Annotated in this window: 16 protein-coding genes and 1 riboswitch; of the genes, 2 read left to right on the top strand and 14 right to left on the bottom strand. The window is 43.8% G+C overall.

The window, feature by feature from the left end:
- Positions 1-129: 129 nt before the first annotated feature.
- From MHI27_RS25935 to MHI27_RS25995, 13 genes are all read right to left on the bottom strand, one after another.
- Positions 130-987, bottom strand: a complete 858-nt coding sequence (locus MHI27_RS25935; protein WP_341124094.1) for a MetQ/NlpA family ABC transporter substrate-binding protein — start codon at positions 985-987, stop codon at positions 130-132.
- Between the two features lie 58 nt (positions 988-1045).
- Positions 1046-1705: a methionine ABC transporter permease gene (locus MHI27_RS25940; protein WP_042191587.1), complete on the bottom strand. Its 660-nt coding sequence runs from the start codon at positions 1703-1705 to the stop codon at positions 1046-1048.
- Positions 1705-2721 carry a methionine ABC transporter ATP-binding protein gene (locus tag MHI27_RS25945; protein ID WP_339267032.1) on the bottom strand — a complete coding sequence of 339 codons (1017 nt, stop codon included), beginning with the start codon at positions 2719-2721 and terminating at the stop codon, positions 1705-1707. The genes MHI27_RS25940 and MHI27_RS25945 overlap by 1 nt, the downstream gene beginning before the upstream one ends.
- A gap of 100 nt (positions 2722-2821) precedes the next feature.
- Positions 2822-2961: riboswitch (SAM riboswitch) on the bottom strand.
- 100 nt (positions 2962-3061) lie between these two features.
- On the bottom strand, positions 3062-3796 hold the full coding sequence (locus MHI27_RS25950) for a Cthe_2314 family HEPN domain-containing protein (RefSeq protein ID WP_042191592.1): 735 nt from the start codon (positions 3794-3796) through the stop codon (positions 3062-3064).
- Between the two features lie 109 nt (positions 3797-3905).
- The gene (locus MHI27_RS25955) at positions 3906-4883 is read right to left on the bottom strand and encodes a heme A synthase (RefSeq protein WP_076285250.1); all 978 of its coding nucleotides are present in this window, start codon (positions 4881-4883) and stop codon (positions 3906-3908) included.
- 89 nt (positions 4884-4972) lie between these two features.
- Entirely contained in the window at positions 4973-5317 is a 345-nt protein-coding gene (locus tag MHI27_RS25960; RefSeq protein WP_042194485.1) for a thioredoxin family protein, read from the bottom strand.
- Between the two features lie 78 nt (positions 5318-5395).
- Positions 5396-7024 (bottom strand): polysaccharide biosynthesis protein, encoded by a 1629-nt coding sequence (locus tag MHI27_RS25965; protein ID WP_042191597.1) that lies wholly within the window; start codon positions 7022-7024, stop codon positions 5396-5398.
- A gap of 27 nt (positions 7025-7051) precedes the next feature.
- On the bottom strand, positions 7052-7537 hold the full coding sequence (locus tag MHI27_RS25970; RefSeq protein ID WP_076285251.1) for a DUF456 domain-containing protein: 486 nt from the start codon (positions 7535-7537) through the stop codon (positions 7052-7054).
- Positions 7538-7573: 36 nt separating this feature from the next.
- Complete coding sequence (locus MHI27_RS25975; RefSeq protein WP_076285252.1) at positions 7574-8329, bottom strand: Cof-type HAD-IIB family hydrolase; 756 nt, start codon at positions 8327-8329, stop codon at positions 7574-7576.
- Positions 8330-8406: 77 nt separating this feature from the next.
- Positions 8407-10512 carry a peptidoglycan D,D-transpeptidase FtsI family protein gene (locus tag MHI27_RS25980; RefSeq protein WP_405174988.1) on the bottom strand — a complete coding sequence of 702 codons (2106 nt, stop codon included), beginning with the start codon at positions 10510-10512 and terminating at the stop codon, positions 8407-8409.
- Positions 10513-10538: 26 nt separating this feature from the next.
- On the bottom strand, positions 10539-12614 hold the full coding sequence (locus MHI27_RS25985) for a peptidoglycan D,D-transpeptidase FtsI family protein (protein ID WP_405174989.1): 2076 nt from the start codon (positions 12612-12614) through the stop codon (positions 10539-10541).
- A gap of 266 nt (positions 12615-12880) precedes the next feature.
- Positions 12881-14026, bottom strand: a complete 1146-nt coding sequence (locus MHI27_RS25990; RefSeq protein ID WP_405174990.1) for a transglutaminase domain-containing protein — start codon at positions 14024-14026, stop codon at positions 12881-12883.
- A gap of 61 nt (positions 14027-14087) precedes the next feature.
- Positions 14088-14525, bottom strand: coding sequence for a hypothetical protein (locus MHI27_RS25995; RefSeq protein WP_042191604.1), 438 nt, complete (start codon positions 14523-14525; stop codon positions 14088-14090).
- A 270-nt stretch (positions 14526-14795) separates the two neighbouring features.
- Here MHI27_RS25995 and MHI27_RS26000 point away from each other — a divergent pair, with 270 nt between their 5' ends.
- On the top strand, positions 14796-15983 hold the full coding sequence (locus MHI27_RS26000; RefSeq protein WP_076285256.1) for an MFS transporter: 1188 nt from the start codon (positions 14796-14798) through the stop codon (positions 15981-15983).
- Positions 15984-16114: 131 nt separating this feature from the next.
- On the top strand, positions 16115-16462 hold the full coding sequence (locus MHI27_RS26005; protein ID WP_405174991.1) for a DNA primase: 348 nt from the start codon (positions 16115-16117) through the stop codon (positions 16460-16462).
- A gap of 124 nt (positions 16463-16586) precedes the next feature.
- On the opposite strand, the gene MHI27_RS26010 is transcribed toward MHI27_RS26005, so the two are convergent.
- The gene (locus MHI27_RS26010; RefSeq protein ID WP_305953490.1) at positions 16587-17210 is read right to left on the bottom strand and encodes an SCO family protein; all 624 of its coding nucleotides are present in this window, start codon (positions 17208-17210) and stop codon (positions 16587-16589) included.
- Between the last annotated feature and the right edge of the window lie 4 nt (positions 17211-17214).

Genomic DNA, 17214 nt, shown 5'->3' on the forward strand with positions numbered 1-17214 from the left:
CCTCTTCAGGAGATCGGGATTTTCTTATTATAGAGGATTTACACTTCCCCTACAACATACAGCATAAAACCCGCTTGCCGTTAGGCAGCGGGTTTTATGCTGTATTAGAGATTAAGTTAGCTTTCTGTCTTAAAATGCTGGAATGATCGAGCCTTTGTACTGCTCTTCAATAAAAGCTTTAGCTTCTGGAGAATTCAGTGCAGCGACAAGCTTTTTGATTGCATCAGAATCTTTATTGTCAGGACGAGCTACCAGGATGTTAGCGTAAGGGGAATCCGTACCCTCAATGAACAAAGCATCTTTAGTAGGAACTAGGTTAGCTTCCAAAGCATAGTTAGTGTTAATCAAGGCAAGATCTACTTCATCCAATTGACGACCTAACATTGCTGCATCTAGCTCGATGATTTTAAGGTTTTTCTTATTTTCAGTGATATCTGCTTGGGTAGATGTGATGTTGGTATCATCTTTCAAAGAAATCAGTCCATTTTTGGCAAGCAAGATCAGTGCACGACCACCGTTTGTAGCATCATTCGGGATGGCTACTTTCGCACCATCAGCCAGCTCGTCGATGGATTTGATTTTTTTGGAATAAGCACCAAAAGGTTCAACGTGAACGGCTGTAACAGAAACTAGATCCGAACCGTTCTTTTGATTCTGGTCATCCAGGTAAGGTTGATGTTGGAAGAAGTTAGCATCCAGATTCTTCTCTGAAAGCTGAACGTTTGGTTGAACATAGTCAGTGAATTCTTTGATTTCTAATTTAATTCCTTGCGCTTCAAGCAATGGAGCAATAGCTTTTAGGATCTCAGCGTGTGGAACAGGTGAAGCACCAACCACCAATTTTACAGGTTCTGCAGATGACTCAGTTGCAGCACCATCTTTTGGTGCATTAGTAGCAGCCGAGTTAGAAGCATTATTGTTATTGCCGCAAGCAGCCAGCACCACAACCAGTGTCAGACTAAAAAAAGTAAGTAGTAATTTTTTCATTTTAAATCCCCCTCTTATCCTTGGTATTTGTATGAATAAGGCTATATATGGACGTACCTTATTTCCGTGTGAAATGTCGTACTAGTCGATCACCGGCCATTTGTAGCAGTTGCACCAGTATGACCATCAAGACTACAGAGATAATCATAACTTCCTTCTCATATCGGTAATATCCGTAACGAATCGCTAGATCCCCTAGCCCGCCGCCGCCTACCATCCCGGACATTGCCGTATAGGAGACCAGTGTAACCAGTGTGATCGTAACCCCAGCGAGCAGACCTGGACGAGCCTCTGGCAAAAGAACACGCATAACGATCTGATTCGTGGATGCTCCCATCCCTTGCGCCGCTTCGATTACTCCACGATCCACTTCTCTTAATGCCGTTTCCACCAAGCGAGCAAAGAATGGAGCTGCACCAATCACGAGCGGTGGAATCGTACCAAGTACTCCAATGGAGGTTCCAACGATGGTTTTGCTAAAAGGAATTAAAGCCACCATCAAAATGATAAACGGTACGGAACGCAAGATGTTTACAAAGAATGATAAGACCGAGTAAATTACTCTGATTACTATACTATTCGATCTTCCCCATAAATACAATAGAATTCCGAGTGGTAAACCAAGAATAATTGTGAACAATCCAGAGAATATTAACATTTGCAAGGTAGCAACTGTAGCATCCATCATTTCTTGCCAGTTTAAGTCTGCGAAATTCATTACGAAATCACCTCCACTTCAAGGCCTTGAGCGGTTAGTTCGGCTATCGTCACAGCGATCGCTTCAGCTGGACCTTCGAACCGAACAATCATTTGTCCATAAGGTACGTCTTTTATCGTTGAGATGGTACCATGCAGAATGGCGAAGCTAACACCTGTCTCACGTACTACATTGGAAAGTGCAGAGCCGTAGGTCTTCTCTCCGAAAAAAGTAATTTTGACGGCCTGAGAGTTGTCCCCAGCAGCAGCGTCAAGCGCCGTACGAAGGGGTCCCTCATTCTGTGATTCACTGCGAATGAAATCGCGAGTGACCTCATGCTGCGGCTTCAGGAATACCTCCGTGACTTTACCTTGCTCAACGATACCACCACCATGAATGACCGCAACACGGTCGCAAATGCTCTGAATCACGTGCATTTCGTGAGTGATCAGCACAATAGTCAGATGGAACCGTTTATTAATATCGAGCAATAGCTTAAGAATAGAGTCTGTCGTTTGTGGATCAAGCGCAGAGGTTGCCTCGTCACACAGCAGCACATCAGGGTCGCTGGCAAGTGCCCGAGCGATGCCGACTCGTTGCTTTTGTCCTCCTGATAATTGAGACGGATACTTATCCTGGTGTTCTTCAAGCCCAACTAGAGCAAGCAGTTCTTTCACTTTTGCATCAATATCTGCTCTCGAGGTACCTGTGAGTCGTAGAGGAAAAGCAATATTATCATATACAGTCGCAGAAGATAGCAGATTGAAATGTTGAAAAATCATTCCTATCTTGCGCCGCTGCTCCTGCAGCTGGCCTTGGGTAAGCTTGGTTAGTTCAATGCCATCTACCCATACTTCCCCTTCTGTCGGACGCTCCAACAGATTAATGCAACGGATCAATGTACTTTTCCCCGCTCCAGAATGGCCAATAACTCCGAATATTTCACCTTTTTCGATAGACAAATTCAATCCGGAAAGTGCTGTAGCCGCATGGCTGCCTTTTCCATATACCTTTGTTATTCCTTTTAGATTAATCAACGCTCGTCGCCCCCTTTATAATTCACTTATTCCATACAAAAAAACCTCCGACGATCGATGCAGATCGCAAGAGGCTCTGTGTGTTTATTTAGACAATGCCTTCTCATCTGCCAACGACCACAAACCTTGCGTCATTGTAGGAATTAGCACCATGACATTTGTACATAACGCTAATCGCGCTGTATACAAATCGGTTGCCGGGCTTCATCGGGCCTATCCCTCCGCCACTCTCGATAAGATATAGAGTATGAAATTTTATGTTTGAATTCGTACAGACTTTAATGCAAGCATAAGTATAGTAAGTTTCTTGTTTTTTGTCAAAAGGAAATATCTTGAACGCTTAGGATTGTACACGCTTTGCCTTGCTTATTTCCTTACGCAGCTGTTCATTGCTGTAGCTGAATGCCGCGATTAATGTTTTACAGTTCATTTCAAGGGACTGCTTTAAATCCTCAAGATGGCTATCTAAATCCTCAAGCTGAATTTTGTCATGCAAGCCTTGATGCCGCTGCCATAAATCATCCTGCATTTCGGAATTCATATAATGAATTTCAGCATTTCTGCGCTTGCGTAGATTCTCCAGTGGATCACGATAAGAGTTCTTGATCTGTTCCAGTTGATCCGCTAATGCAGGATGCACATTCAATAACTGAAGTTGACGCAGTACTGTAAAATAAGAAAAGTGCGTTTTTAATTTGGAGGTTTTGAGGTCATAAAAATGATTCAGTACCGTTCCAAGCTTGTCCAGAAGAGAGAACACACGAATAAATCCATCTTTATAAAAATAAACATACCGCGCATAATCGCCTTGTTCCACTGGTGACATATCGTCCATATAACCAGCGATTACCGATTTCCGGTAAAAAGCAGCTGCGAACCAGCTTTGCTCCAATTCATCCAATGAGGAGATCAGTCCACGTGTCCAAATCTCCAGCTTGCGGTATTCATGGTCATTATCCTCATGAGCGTTCATTTCCTTGCGCAGTAAGGCTGCAAATGTGGCCATGTTCTCCATCGCGTCAGCCAATACACCGCTGTTCTTTCGAGGCGGCTCTCCAAGTATAACCCGCAGCATATCCCAGTCCTCCTAAAGTTTTGTCCAGCACCACGATATACCGATTTCCACTTTATTATTCCGCAGGTAAAGCGACTCTATCCACGGTGGGAACTTTCTACCAAGGGTGTTACAACGGTGTCATTGGATTCGTTGGATTTTTTTCAACAACGACATTTCTCGCACGATTCAGCTGCCAGACTCTTACACTCATATAACATAAGACACCAAACAAACTAGCGATCAACAAAATATGAGCCAAAGCGGCAAATATGTACAATCTTTCATTATCAAGTGTGTAAACAACAGCAGCACCACTAAATACCTGCATCAAGCACAGCAGAACAGCCGCTACGCCAAGAGCTCTTAGCTCTGGGTAATCCTTATGTTTCCAAAAAGCTAAATGTCCAAGCACCGCAGTAAGAATGAATAAGATCAAAGCCGCAATCCGGTGCGTAAAAACAATACCTACTCCCCCGGAAAGCTCGGGAACCCATTCACCGTTACAGAGCGGCCAGCCAGAACATCCACCGCGCGAATCCGTATGACTAACAAAGGCTCCAATATAAACAACAACATAGGAATATAAGGCCGTGAAGCAGGTTAAATTGCGGAAAGCCTTACTGACGGGTTTCTTCTGAAGCTCCATCTTAGGATCGTACTCACCTGCTTCATGTCGCCTTTTAGTTCCTAGAGCCAGCATTAGAGAACTTGAAAAAGCAATCAAGGAAAAGCCCATATGCAGTGCCATTACAGCAGCAGATTGGGATTTAATCACTGCAAGCGCTCCCATACCACCTTGAACAATTACAAACAGCAACGTCATAAATGCATATACTAACAAGTCCCGCCGATTTCGAGCATAACGCCAAAAGGCAATCATCGAGGCAAGTGACAATAACCCTGCCAATCCGCTAAACAAGCGATGGGTGTATTCAATCATCGAACCTACAGTATAGGCCGGAATCAATTTCCCATGACAGAGCGGCCATTCATTTCCGCATTCCAATCCCGATCCAGTCTTCGTTACAACCGCTCCCCCTAGTACAGCGAGGAACATGATAAGGCAAGTAAGATAACTAAGCCATTTCAACTGATTTGTCGACAAAAATATCACCCGCAGTTTTTAGTAATGAAGAAGCATCTTAAAAAACCACCGCTTTTGCTCGAACAGGCGAAAGCGGTGGTTTTCCGGAATTACTGTTGAAGGCTTTGATGCACTTGAACCGCTTTATCCAGGAAATTCTCAATTTCCTCGCGGGATTTACGTAATTTATTAACGAATCTAACCAATTCACGCCCATCGGAATACGCGACAAAGCTTGGAATACCCATAATATTTTGTTCCTGACTAACGTCACCCACAGCATCAACGTCAACCTCAACCAGCGTTAGACGATCTGCATAGGCTTGCTCTACCTCAGGAATAAAAGGATCGATAAATTTACAATCCGAGCACCAGTCCGCCTTGAAGATGGCTACAGTTAATCGAGGAGATTGAATGGCTACCTGAAATTCAGCAGGAGAACTAATTTTATCCATAGCTTGTTCAGTCCTTTCTTCCATATCTGTCAAATTTATATTCTTTAAGTGAAGCAAAATGTCATGCAGAAGTCAAACTTATTCTCTCATACGAACACGCGCAGGCTGCAATTTCATCAGCGGATGGAGCAATTTTTGCAATGCACGCGGATAACTGGAGATTTCCTGTTTAGTAAGCACACCCAGTACAATTAGCATGACCAGATAAATAACAACAACTGCGGCCCCTACAACAAGACAAGTGATCAGAAATGCCAGACGTGCAGGCATTAGATCTGTTAACAGAATTCCAGCTTGGTTAAGTCCAAAACCAATACCACCGGACACCAGAACCGCAATTGCGAAGCCGCCCCACCGTTTACCCATAATTTCGAAAGGTACAATGGATTTCAGCATCCGTAAGTTAAGAATAGTAATAACTACGAAACAAAGTGCTGTTGCGCCGATAATCCCGTAGATCCCAAATATCTTACTTAGCAAGAAGCTTGCGACTAATTTAACAATAATACCCACTAGCACATAATACATTGAAATGCGTGATTTGCCCATACCGAGCAAGATGGAGTTCGTTGTCATCATGGTGATCTGAAAGATCGTTCCAATCGTAAGCATCGCCACAATTCCGCTTCCGTCCAAGCTGCTGAACAATAACCCGTTTACAGAATAAGCTGCTGCCACAAGTGCCAACACAATTGGCATCCCTGTCAGGATAGAAATCCGCAAAGCAAGTGTAATTTGCTTCTTCAAGTGTCCCTCATCCCGACGGGCATAAGCAGCTGAAATGATCGGAATCAGCGAGGTTCCTAGTGCAATGGCTAGTACCGGTGGAATTCCGGCCACACTTTGAGCACGCGTGGTTAGTATACCCAAAGCTGCTGTTGCACTCTCTCTACCCATCTGATCGATAAGCAGTGGAACAGCCAAAGAAGTATCAATTACATTCACTACGGGAATCGTAAGTGAAGAGAGCACGATCGGAATTGATAGTGTGAAAATATCTTTGTAAATTCCCCAAATCGGCAATTTTTGAGTGGTATTGTAATTTAATCCTTGCTGTTTATCCTCTCGGCGCAGCTTGATTGCAAAATAAATCATGACACCAAATGCTGCAATACTACCAATTACGCTACCGAAGGATGCTCCCGCAGCTATAGTTGTATTGTTATACCCCTGCTGTAATAGAATATAAGCTAGTAAAATAGCGACTAGTACGCGAGCGAACTGCTCTACAATCTGTGAAATACCACCAGCCATCATATTGTTGCGCCCTTGAAAATATCCACGCATCATGGCAATTGCCGGAAAAAGTAAAAGCGCAGGTGCAATAGCCCTAACTGCCATCGCTGATTCAGGTACATCAGCAATATGTGTCGCATAGAACGGAGCGCCTATGTACAGCAAGGCCGTCATGATTACCCCTGCTGCTACTGAAAACAGCAATGCTGCATGATACACTTGTCTCGCCTCTTCAGGACGATTCAGAGCGTACCGCTCGGAGACCATTTTACTGAGCGTACTTGGAATACCTGCTGTAGCCACGGTGAGCAGCATTAAATAGATATTGTTCGATACCCCAAATGATGCTCTCCCCACATCATCAAAAATATGATCCAGCGGCACCCGCTGAACAAGCCCGAGTACCCTTGCCACCAAAGCTGCAGCAGCAAGGATAAGCGTGCCTTTTACGAAAGACTCTTTCTTGGACAAACCATTTCCCCTTCTTCACTGTTAAAATTAAAACCGGACGACCCATATAAAAAAGAGGACGACCATAATAATTTGTAGCACAATTTTGACAACAGTACTACTAAACAACCCAAGTATTGATCCTACACTTACTTTGGCAGCTTTAGCTGGTGAAGAACCTACGATCAATTCTCCTATAAAGGCACCCAGAAACGGACCAATAATAAGTCCAAAGGCTGGGATTACAAAAGGACCAATGATTAGCCCAATCGTACTCCCGATAATCGATGAACGTGAGCCGCCAAATTTCTTAACGCCCCACGCCCCTACAACGTAATCAGCAATAAATAAAACTACAACGATCAGCGTTTGAATGATCCAGAACCAGACACCAAAAGGCTCGAAAGAAAAGAACCAGCCATATACGAAAAAGGCAAGATAAATCGCAAGCGCACCAGGCAGTATAGGGTACACAGCCCCCGCTAGCCCTACGGCAAATAAAGCAATAATAAGAATCCAACCCAGGATCGTCAACACTTAACCTCCTAATAGCAAATATGCTCTATGGATTCACTTCGCAATAGCTTCATTAAAAATATATTTTTGAATGACTTCTGCAATTCCATCATTATTATTAGAAGCCACCACAACGTCAGCCTCTTCTTTAACCGTCTCCTGAGCGTTGCCCATGGCAACCCCAAGCCCTGACTGCTGAATCGCTGCAAGGTCATTGAGGCTGTCACCAACCGCTATAACTTGGGACATGTCTAGTCCTAGCAGCTTACAGACTTCCATGATTCCGGCTGCTTTATTCACTCCTAGAGGGTTAATCTCCAGGTTATGTGGAGAGGAGTTCGTAATCTCCAATCCACCCATATCTTGAAGACGAAGCAGCAGTTTATGACGAAGCTCATCATCTTCGGTGTGATAACCGAATTTAAGCCATTCTCTGCCCGTTACATCCCCATCCCAGTTATCCTGTTTGTGGACTTTTTCCGTAGAATAGGCCCAGAACCAGATGTCATCTTCTTTAGCAAGTTCATACATTTGTTGTACCAGCATAGGATCCATCAATGATCGCCGATAAATTTCATGTGGTGCTCGCCATATCTCACTACCGTTCACCGTAATCATAGGTGTTTCTAGTCCAAGCTGCTCAGCATATGGAAATGCACTTGTAAAAGCTCGGCCTGTCGACAGACAGACATGAACGCCTGCGTCGACCGCCTTTTGAAGCCATTTCACCGTTGTAGGTGTAATAATCTGTTCATCATTCAGTAGGGTTCCATCCATATCCAAAGCAAGCAGGCGGTATTTGGCAGTCATTGCCACCCCTCCATTCTTTTATGCTCTCAATAGAGCAGCTGTTTATTTTTTAATCATTATTCACCTTAGAGTCAAAGTTACTGAGTACCTGTAGTCGTTCCTTCATTCGCAGGATCATTTGTATTATTACCTGACTGTAGACTCTTCTTCGGAACGCCATCAAGTCCATATTCCCAATCATAAGCATCAAAAATTTTACGTGCGACCGGCGCGGCACTCTGGGAACCAAAGCCTCCTTCTGGAATAACTACGGCTACTGCCAGCTTAGGGTTATTTCGTGGGGCATAAGCAATAAATACACCGTTATCACGAATTTGACCCTTTGCTACTTGTTGAGATGTTCCCGTCTTACGAGCAAAATCATAAGGGAAATCAGAAAAAGCACTAACTTCACTTCGCATACCCTGTTGAATTTCTTTCCAGTAGGATTTATCGAAGGCTGTTACTTCATCTATTACCTCACGACCGAACTCCTTGACTACTTTTCCGTCAGCATCTGTAATCTTGCTAACTAGCTGAGGTTTGATCCGCTGTCCTTCATTAGCAAGTGTAGCTACGTATTGGGCAAGCTGCAACACCGTATAACTACCTTGTTGGCCGAAAGAAGCATATACAAGTGCCGCTTGGGCGCTACCCGCAGCCTCTATATTGGTATAGTTAATCTGTCCTAAGAATTCATTTGGCAGACCACTTCCCGTGGATACACCAAGTCCAAACTCTTTCATATACTTATCCCAGACATCTACGCCTTTGCTTTTGTATTTGTCATACAATCGTTTACCGATCATGTCCACCATGAACGCATTCGACGATTTCTCAATCGCTCTTGCAGGGTCCATAGAACCGTACACATGTCCTCCGGAGTTTCTTACCTTAGTTTCATGACCTGTTTTACCAAAAGTCGCGAAACCTCTATCCGGATAGTAGGTTGAGGTTGTAAAGAGACCTTCATTCAGACCCACGAGTACGCTCAAAGGTTTAATTGTTGAACCTAGTAGCAGTACAGACCTAAGTCCATTACCTGACGTCCCTGAAGAAATCGGATTAATGGTACCGTTCTGGTAGTTATCCATGATACTGTTCCAGACATCTGTGGATAAGGATCCCGATGTCCAAATATTCGTATCGTAGTCCGGCATACTTGCCATACTGACGATATTCCCCGTATCGACTTCCATCGCTACAGCGTAACCAGTTAAAGCATTAGGATGCGTTTTACCCTGTACAGTATTGGAATGCAACCACTTAATCTGATCCATAATCGCCTGCTCTGTCTTCATCTGAATGTTCTTATTAATAGTTGTCCAGACGTCATTGCCTTTGACAGGAGGGACTACACGTTCGACTTTCTCTGCCATGTTCTGTGGATTGACGGAGATTTCCTGATAGCCGTTTTGTCCCCGAAGCTCTCTCTGATACTGCAGCTCCAGGCCGTCAAATCCGACAAATTCGTCGTCCTTGTACGTTAGTCCTGGCTCCGGATTGTTCTTCATAGCATTTAAGATATTCTTATAAATATTAAGGCTGTTTGCTGATTTAAAAGGCTTGATATAACCTATCGTCTGTACGGCAACCGTATCTTTATCGTAATGACGAATGCTTTCCTCGACAATTTCAAGGCCTGGGTATTCTCCCTTATGTTCCATGAAATAGGCCACTTCCTGAGTAGTCAGGTCCGCCTTAATTCGCCGTGCCATAAAGCCAAGTGATTTCCGGAAATATAAATCCAGTGCGTCAATAACATCTGCTTCTGTCATCTTCTCAGCTTTTGGATCACCATATTTATTGAAATCAGCTACCAGCTTGGCTGCCAATGCATCTGACTTGGCTTTAGCTTCTGGAGTTAGGGTAGTTTTACCGGTCATTTTATCTGTTTGCTTAGCGGTATACTCCTTATTGAGCGTAATATACAGCGATTGAACCGGTGTAGAGTACGCTAACTTCTCACCTTCAGCAGCATAAATTACACCTCTCATGGAAGCTAGCGGTACATTTTTGGTATCTCTGCTTGTCTCCACTTCAGTTAAAGTGGGTCCTTCCACGAATTGCAACACAGCCAGGCGTATAATAATTACGCAAAATATAACAAACGTGCTAAAGAAAAACACGTTGAGTCGCAGGCCTATGGAACTTTTACTGTTGGTCTCATCTGGAGGTGAGGCCTGCTTACGGAAAAAACTCACAGTTTATTTCTCTCCTTTTTCTCTAATTATTCTTGAACGGGGCCTGACGCAGGAGTGACATTCTTTTTCGGCACACCATCGAGCCCGTACTCCCAATCATAGGCATCAAAAATTTTACGAGCCACCGGCGCAGCGCTTTTGGAGCCAAAGCCCCCTTCTGGTATAACAACCGCTACGGCTAGCTTCGGATTTTCTCGCGGAGCAAAGGCAATAAATACCCCATTATCACGGTTTATATTTTTTCTGTCTGTTTTTTCAGAGGTACCTGTCTTACGTGCAAAATCATAAGGAAAATCATCAAAGGCACTAACTTCACTGCTCATCCCCTGTTTGATCTCTTTCCAGTAGGATTTGTCAAACGTTACCGTATTAAGCACTTCTCTTTGAAATTCCTTAACCGCCTTACCTTGCGCATCCGTGATCTTGCTAACGAGTTGAGGCTTAATACGCACTCCTTCATTTGCAAGAGTAGAAGCATACTGGGCAAGCTGCAATGTAGTATAACTGCCCTGTTGGCCAAAAGAAGCATAGATAAGTGCGGCCTGCGAGCTGCCTGCGGCCTTAAGATCAGTATAGTTAATCTGGCCCGCTGATTCACCTGGGAGACCACTTTTCGTAGATACACCCAGCCCGAACTCTTTCATATATCTGTCCCATACCTCAATGCCTTTATCCCCCGGATATTTCTTGTAAAGCTGCTTACCCACCATATCAATCATAAATACATTAGAGGAGTTCATAATCGCCTTGGCCGGATCTAGTGAACCATATACGTGACCCGATGAATTTCTTACGGATGATTTATTATCCTTACCGAAATAAGTAATGCCCACATCTGAATAGGTTGTTGAGGTATTAAAGAAACCTTCCTTTAAACCAATTAACACACTTAATGGTTTGATCGTAGATCCCATAAATACAAGTGAACTAAAATCATGACCTGATCTACCAGATGAATTCGAAGTAATCGTACCGTTTAGATGATTATTCATAATTTTATTCCAAACAGGTGTTGGTAAGGAGTCTTTAGTCCATATATTTGAATCGTAATCCGGCATGCTTGCCATGGCGACAATATTTCCAGTCTCCACTTCCATTGCTACGGCGTATCCGGTTAAAGCATCTGGATGCGTCTCACCTTGAACAGCATTGGTATGCAGCCATTTAATCTGATCCAATATGGCCTGTTCTGTCTTCATCTGAATCTTCTTATTAATGGTCATCCAGATATTATTACCTTTTACAGGAGCAACGTTCTGTTCAACCTTCTCAGCCATATTCTGAGGAGTCACCGAAATGACCTGATAACCATTTTCTCCTCGTAGCTCTCGTTGATACTGCATTTCCAGACCATCAAACCCCACATATTCTTCTGCTTTATACATAAGTCCAGGGGGAGAATCTTTTTTCATTTCACTACGGACATTCTTATACATCGCTATATCTTCAGTCGATTTAAACGGCTTTCCAAAGCCGACTGTCTGCACCGCTACCGTATCTTTATCGTAGTGACGAACACTCTCCTCCACGATCGTTAGCCCCGGATAATTGTCTTTATGCTCCATGAAATAGGCTATTTCCTCTGGAATTAATCCAGTCTTGATCCGTCGCGGCACATAACCTAAATACTTTTTGAAATCTAAATCTAATGAATCCAAGATATCTTGCTGCGTCAGCTTCGGTGCATTCGGATCTCCATATTTAGCAAAATCAGCTGCAAGCCTTGCTGCAAGCATATCGGAGTTGTACTTCGCCTTCTCCGTAAGTGAGGTCTCACCCGTTACTTTATCTGTCGTTCTAGCTGTATAATCTTTAGTTAATGTAAGGTAAAGCGACTCCGTAGGTGTTGAATAGGCAATCTGCTCTCCTTCGGCAGCAAAAATAATCCCACGCATCGCTGCGAGCGGAACAATTTTCGTTTCCCGGCTCGTTTCTTCTTCACTCAACAGAGCTCCCTCAGTAAACTGTAAACCTGCAAGACGTACGATAATAATACAAAAAATAAAAAAAGTGCCAAAGAAAAAAATATTCAGTCTCAAACCCACAGAATTTCTTGAAGATATCCCGTCCTTAGGCGGGAGCTGCTTACCAAACAAACTCACCAGCTTTCTCCCCTTCTACAAGCATAAACGCCTTGACCGTCCTTATAAGGAAGGTAAGTGTTTAAGCGAGAAATATAAGACATAAAGTATAGTGCTTATACTTTCTTATATTTCAAAAAAATGTCTGACAACCCTTTGCCTGAGACATTACTCTTATGATGAAGGTGAGTTCTTAGCTGCTTATTGTGAGCATGCTCTCGCATTTAAGTTAGAACTGACGTTACTTGAGTTTATTGTACCACACCCCAGGAGTTCAGCGCCCTCACTCAGAGGGCGTTCTCCCTAATATGCGTTTCATCAAAATCCTTCGGATTGAACCAATCTCCACTGCTAGCCCAAGTCGGATCCAACGGAATCCAAGCTTGCCGATCACTTATATATACTTCATTCCAAGCATGTGCACCATAACCGCCACGCCCATCATAACCCTGACCTGTTACAACCCTTACCTGCAAGCCCTGTGAACGAGCCATCACAGCGTACAGTCGGGCATAGTCTATACACACCCCTTGCCGAGTGTCGAATGTATCCTGTGGTGTCTGTTCATGCCAGACCCTTTTTTGCAAATAATTGTCAGCTTTAGCATAATCGTAAGTCACGCGTGTACCTACCCAATCATAGAGAAGTCTCGCTTTTTTCTCTTCATCTTGCGCTTGTCCAACAATGTCTTCTGCTGCTCCTATAATATCCTGAGGAATTTCATGATCGATAACCTCATATTTTCTGCGAAGGATATCATTCATCTCTGCTGCAACGGTCTTCGTCAGAATAGGAAGTTTCTTCTGCACAGTCTCACCAACAATAGGTTCAAATACAGCAGCAGCGCTCTGACTATAGATTGGAGAGGACTCCACATAACGACTAAATCCACTCTCCGGATTTAATCCAACACAGATGAAAAGAGCGAGAACAATTACCAGACTACGCATTAAGCCGATAATTAATCCAACCATTGCTCCTCCCATACGGCTTACCTGCGTAATCTTTCTGTCTTTAAACTTCTTAGTACGCCGCAATTGTGGAAAAGGAAGCAACATGGATAACAGTCCTAAGAGCATACGAATTAACAGATAAGAAATCAGGAGTAACAATAGAAATCGAACTAGCGGTGATTCTGATAACACAGACACCGCCGTATAATAAATTTGCTGCCACTGTGTAAGCTTCGTATCAGGAAGACTAATCCCCGATGCCCAAGTCTCTACATAGGGATTGAGGTAGGCCGCAGCTGGGATAGCTAATACCAAAGATGCTATAGTAAATAATCCTGTTCCCAGCAGCCCAAATAATCTTCCGGTAGCGCTTGAGAAACCTCTGCTCCAGCCTTGCAATAGAGAGAAGACTACAACCAGCAGGAGGGCGATGGAGATGATATTAGCATCACTCACACTAGTCATCCATCCGTTTATCATATCCGCTCTCTCCTTTCAGTCGCGTTCTTGCTCGCTTGTTATATTTTTGAGTCCAAGCCTGTTATTGATGTTTTCGGGCTTCCTCGATAAATGTTTTTGTCGTATCTGTAACACTCCACTTTCCAAGACTCACACCACGGAAAGTAACCTCTACTTTATCTTCACCCGCTGCGCCCTTCACTTCAATATTCGGCGTTGTAATCGTAAAGGTCCCGTCTCCATTTGAAGTGTACTTCGCATCCTGCGCTTCTTTAAGCATAACCTCTTGCGCTTCCTTCTTCAGCGTGCTTACCGTTCCATCTGCCACCTTATTCACAGCGTTACCAATTTGGTCCATTGTAACACCACTATAGATGAACAAACCTACAACGATCACGATGACAATCGCCCATTTCAGAACGGTTTTAACCAAATTAACAACCGCAAACAGCAGGACAAGCGCAATTACAATAACTAGCCAATTTTCCCTTATAAACTGTGACCATACCTCTGGATCCATCAATCTCACAACACCCCTATCGCCTAGTTTCGTCCCAAGGATTCTCTCTTCCCATAGACATAACGCCAATATTAATTATTATACATGAATACCCATCATAATTCATGGTTCCACCCTCCGTAAAAGGTATACCTACTAGCGGAATTAAAAAAGCGGTATAAGCCCTCTCTGTCCCACGTAAAGTACAAGTAGTGCTTAAGAATTGGTTCTTCATTATTACGCCGTCCTGCATTCACTTGTGCTGTAGGTGGCTCTCGGAGGTGTTTCCCTGTGAAAACTGCGCTGTGGCTATACTTATTTCTCTTTTTGGCGTTCTTCGATTTACATGCTCAGTATCCCGTCCTTACGCCCTTTGCCATCTCTCTTGGTGCGGGACCCACCTTTATTGGCTGGATGATGGGCATGTACTCGTTGACCCACCTTCCCGGCAATCTGCTTGCAGGGGTACTCGTCGATCGTAATGGCTCCCGTCGCTACATCGTCTTCAGCCTTGTCGCAGCGGGAGCTATCCTACTGCTGCAAGCTCATGTACAGCTTCCATGGCATCTGCTAATGCTAAGAGCAGCAAGTGGATTCGTGCTCGCTTTCCTCTCTCCAGCCTGTATGACGTTACTCGCTTCTTTGTCATCCGATGCCACAGAGCAGGGTAAATATATGTCCGGACATGGTATCGTTCATACGTTAGCTTCAGTTGTATCGCCTGCTGCGGGAGCTTTTATCGTAGCAAAAGCCGGCTACTCTGGCACCTTCACCACACTTGGATGGCTCCTTATCGCAACAGGAATCATGGCTTTTTTTAGTGTACCTGCGCCTTCGAGACATATATTAAAGCCGCTAAGCTCAGCGCCATCAGCATTAAAAGTTCCAGATAAACCTTCTATACCAACGAAAGATGATGATCTGGTATCCAAACGGTATTACCTTTTACCTTTTTTCGTTTCCTGTTCACAAGGCGTTCTCTTTTTTGAGCTCCCACTATCTCAAACAGGGAGCAACAGTATTCTTTCCACTGGTATACTACTGTCACTCCTCAGTTTAGGTGCTTTGGTAACACTCAGCATGCTCTTCCTGAACCGTCTTTCTCCGGGTGGAAGAATAGCAGCAGCATTACTGGGAATGGCCATCAGCTTCTTTGCACTCGCCTCATTTCACAGGATTCCGACTGCTGCGATTCTTTTTATGCTCGGCGCAGCCAAAGGAGTGTTGTTTCCTGCAATGGCATCACTCTTTATTAGTCTCGGTGGCCCTGGGCGAATGGGTCGGACTTTCTCCATGCAGTCGATAGCCATGTCACTTGGTGCATTCGCTGGGCCCGTGGCTGCTGGACAGCTAAGGTCCTTCGTTTCTCCTTACTTCATAGCCTTTCTACTACTAATGGTAGCATTGCTTCTTCTTCCACCTAAAAACACTGGTAAACTATCGAACCTCACTTCCAAATGGAACGGGCGAGCCGCATGATTCTTTGCTTTTACGACATTTCCCGGGGAATGAAGACTTTCTTGCAGAAACAGTTGTTAAAAATGACGATCCTTCGGTAAACTATAATGAGCCTGAAGCTTGGACACATTCCCGGAGGTGATTGTCAGCTAATGTCCATAACGATTATTGTCGAAGGTAAGAACGATCGCAGCAGATTACGCCGCGTGCTGGTACCGGAAGTAGAAATCCTATGTACCTTTGGTACATTAAATACACTAAAATTAGAATCCCTCCGGCAACAAGTAGGAGATGGAGAAATATACCTTTATTTGGATAACGATAGCTCTGGCAAAAAAATACGCAGTGTGCTCCGGGATGCCTTCCCTGATGCCGATCATATTTATACTCGTCGCGGATATGCTGGTGTGGAGGGTACGCCTGATGAATACAACATCACTCAGCTCGAAAAAGCCGGATTAGAAGATTTCATCATCTACCCTGAACCACTTCCATTTTAGCTGAAACAAGTATAAGGATAATGTATAGCATAAAACTTATACTATCGTATATTTAAAAAAACGCCTTTTTCGTTATCCGCTCAATAAAGAGGGATTCGAAAAAGGCGTTTTTAATGTTTATGTTCTATTCCCGAGCCAATTTCGTCAGCTGATCGGCAAGAAATTCAGGAGTTACGTTCTCCGTATCTCCTGCATCATACAATGCACGAAGTTGATTGTCTCGGTCAACTAACGCTATACGGTTGGCATGTACGAAATTTTCTTTGGAATTCCCTGCGATTAGTACTTTAAAAGAATCCGTCGCTAACTTACGAACTTCTTCCTGATCCCCCCGCAAGAAATACCATCCATCATAATTCGCCTGAAACCGGTCTGCAAAAGCCTTAATAGCTTCCCGAGTATCATTCTTCGGATCAAAAGAGATAGAAACAAAACCCGTATCTTTACCAAAACTGCCATCCTCGACCAGAATCTTCTGTGTCTGAGATAACAAAAACGTAGTTATAGGACATACATCCGGACACTGTGTAAAAAAGAAGTATACCAGCCGTGCTTTACCTTGTGTATCAGCCAGAGTAACCTGGTCTCCATTCACATTTTCAAGAGAAAAGTCCTGCACTTCTCCGATTACTGGCAATTTCTCTTTTCCTAAATTCAAAGAGTTAATTGCCAGATAACCAGCCATAATCAAAGCAAGTATTAGCAGAAGCCAAGTCCATTTATAACGCTTAAAGGTTTGCACGGACACGTAT

It is taken from the genome of Paenibacillus sp. FSL H8-0261, assembly GCF_045040645.1.
GTDB lineage: Bacteria > Bacillota > Bacilli > Paenibacillales > Paenibacillaceae > Paenibacillus_AQ.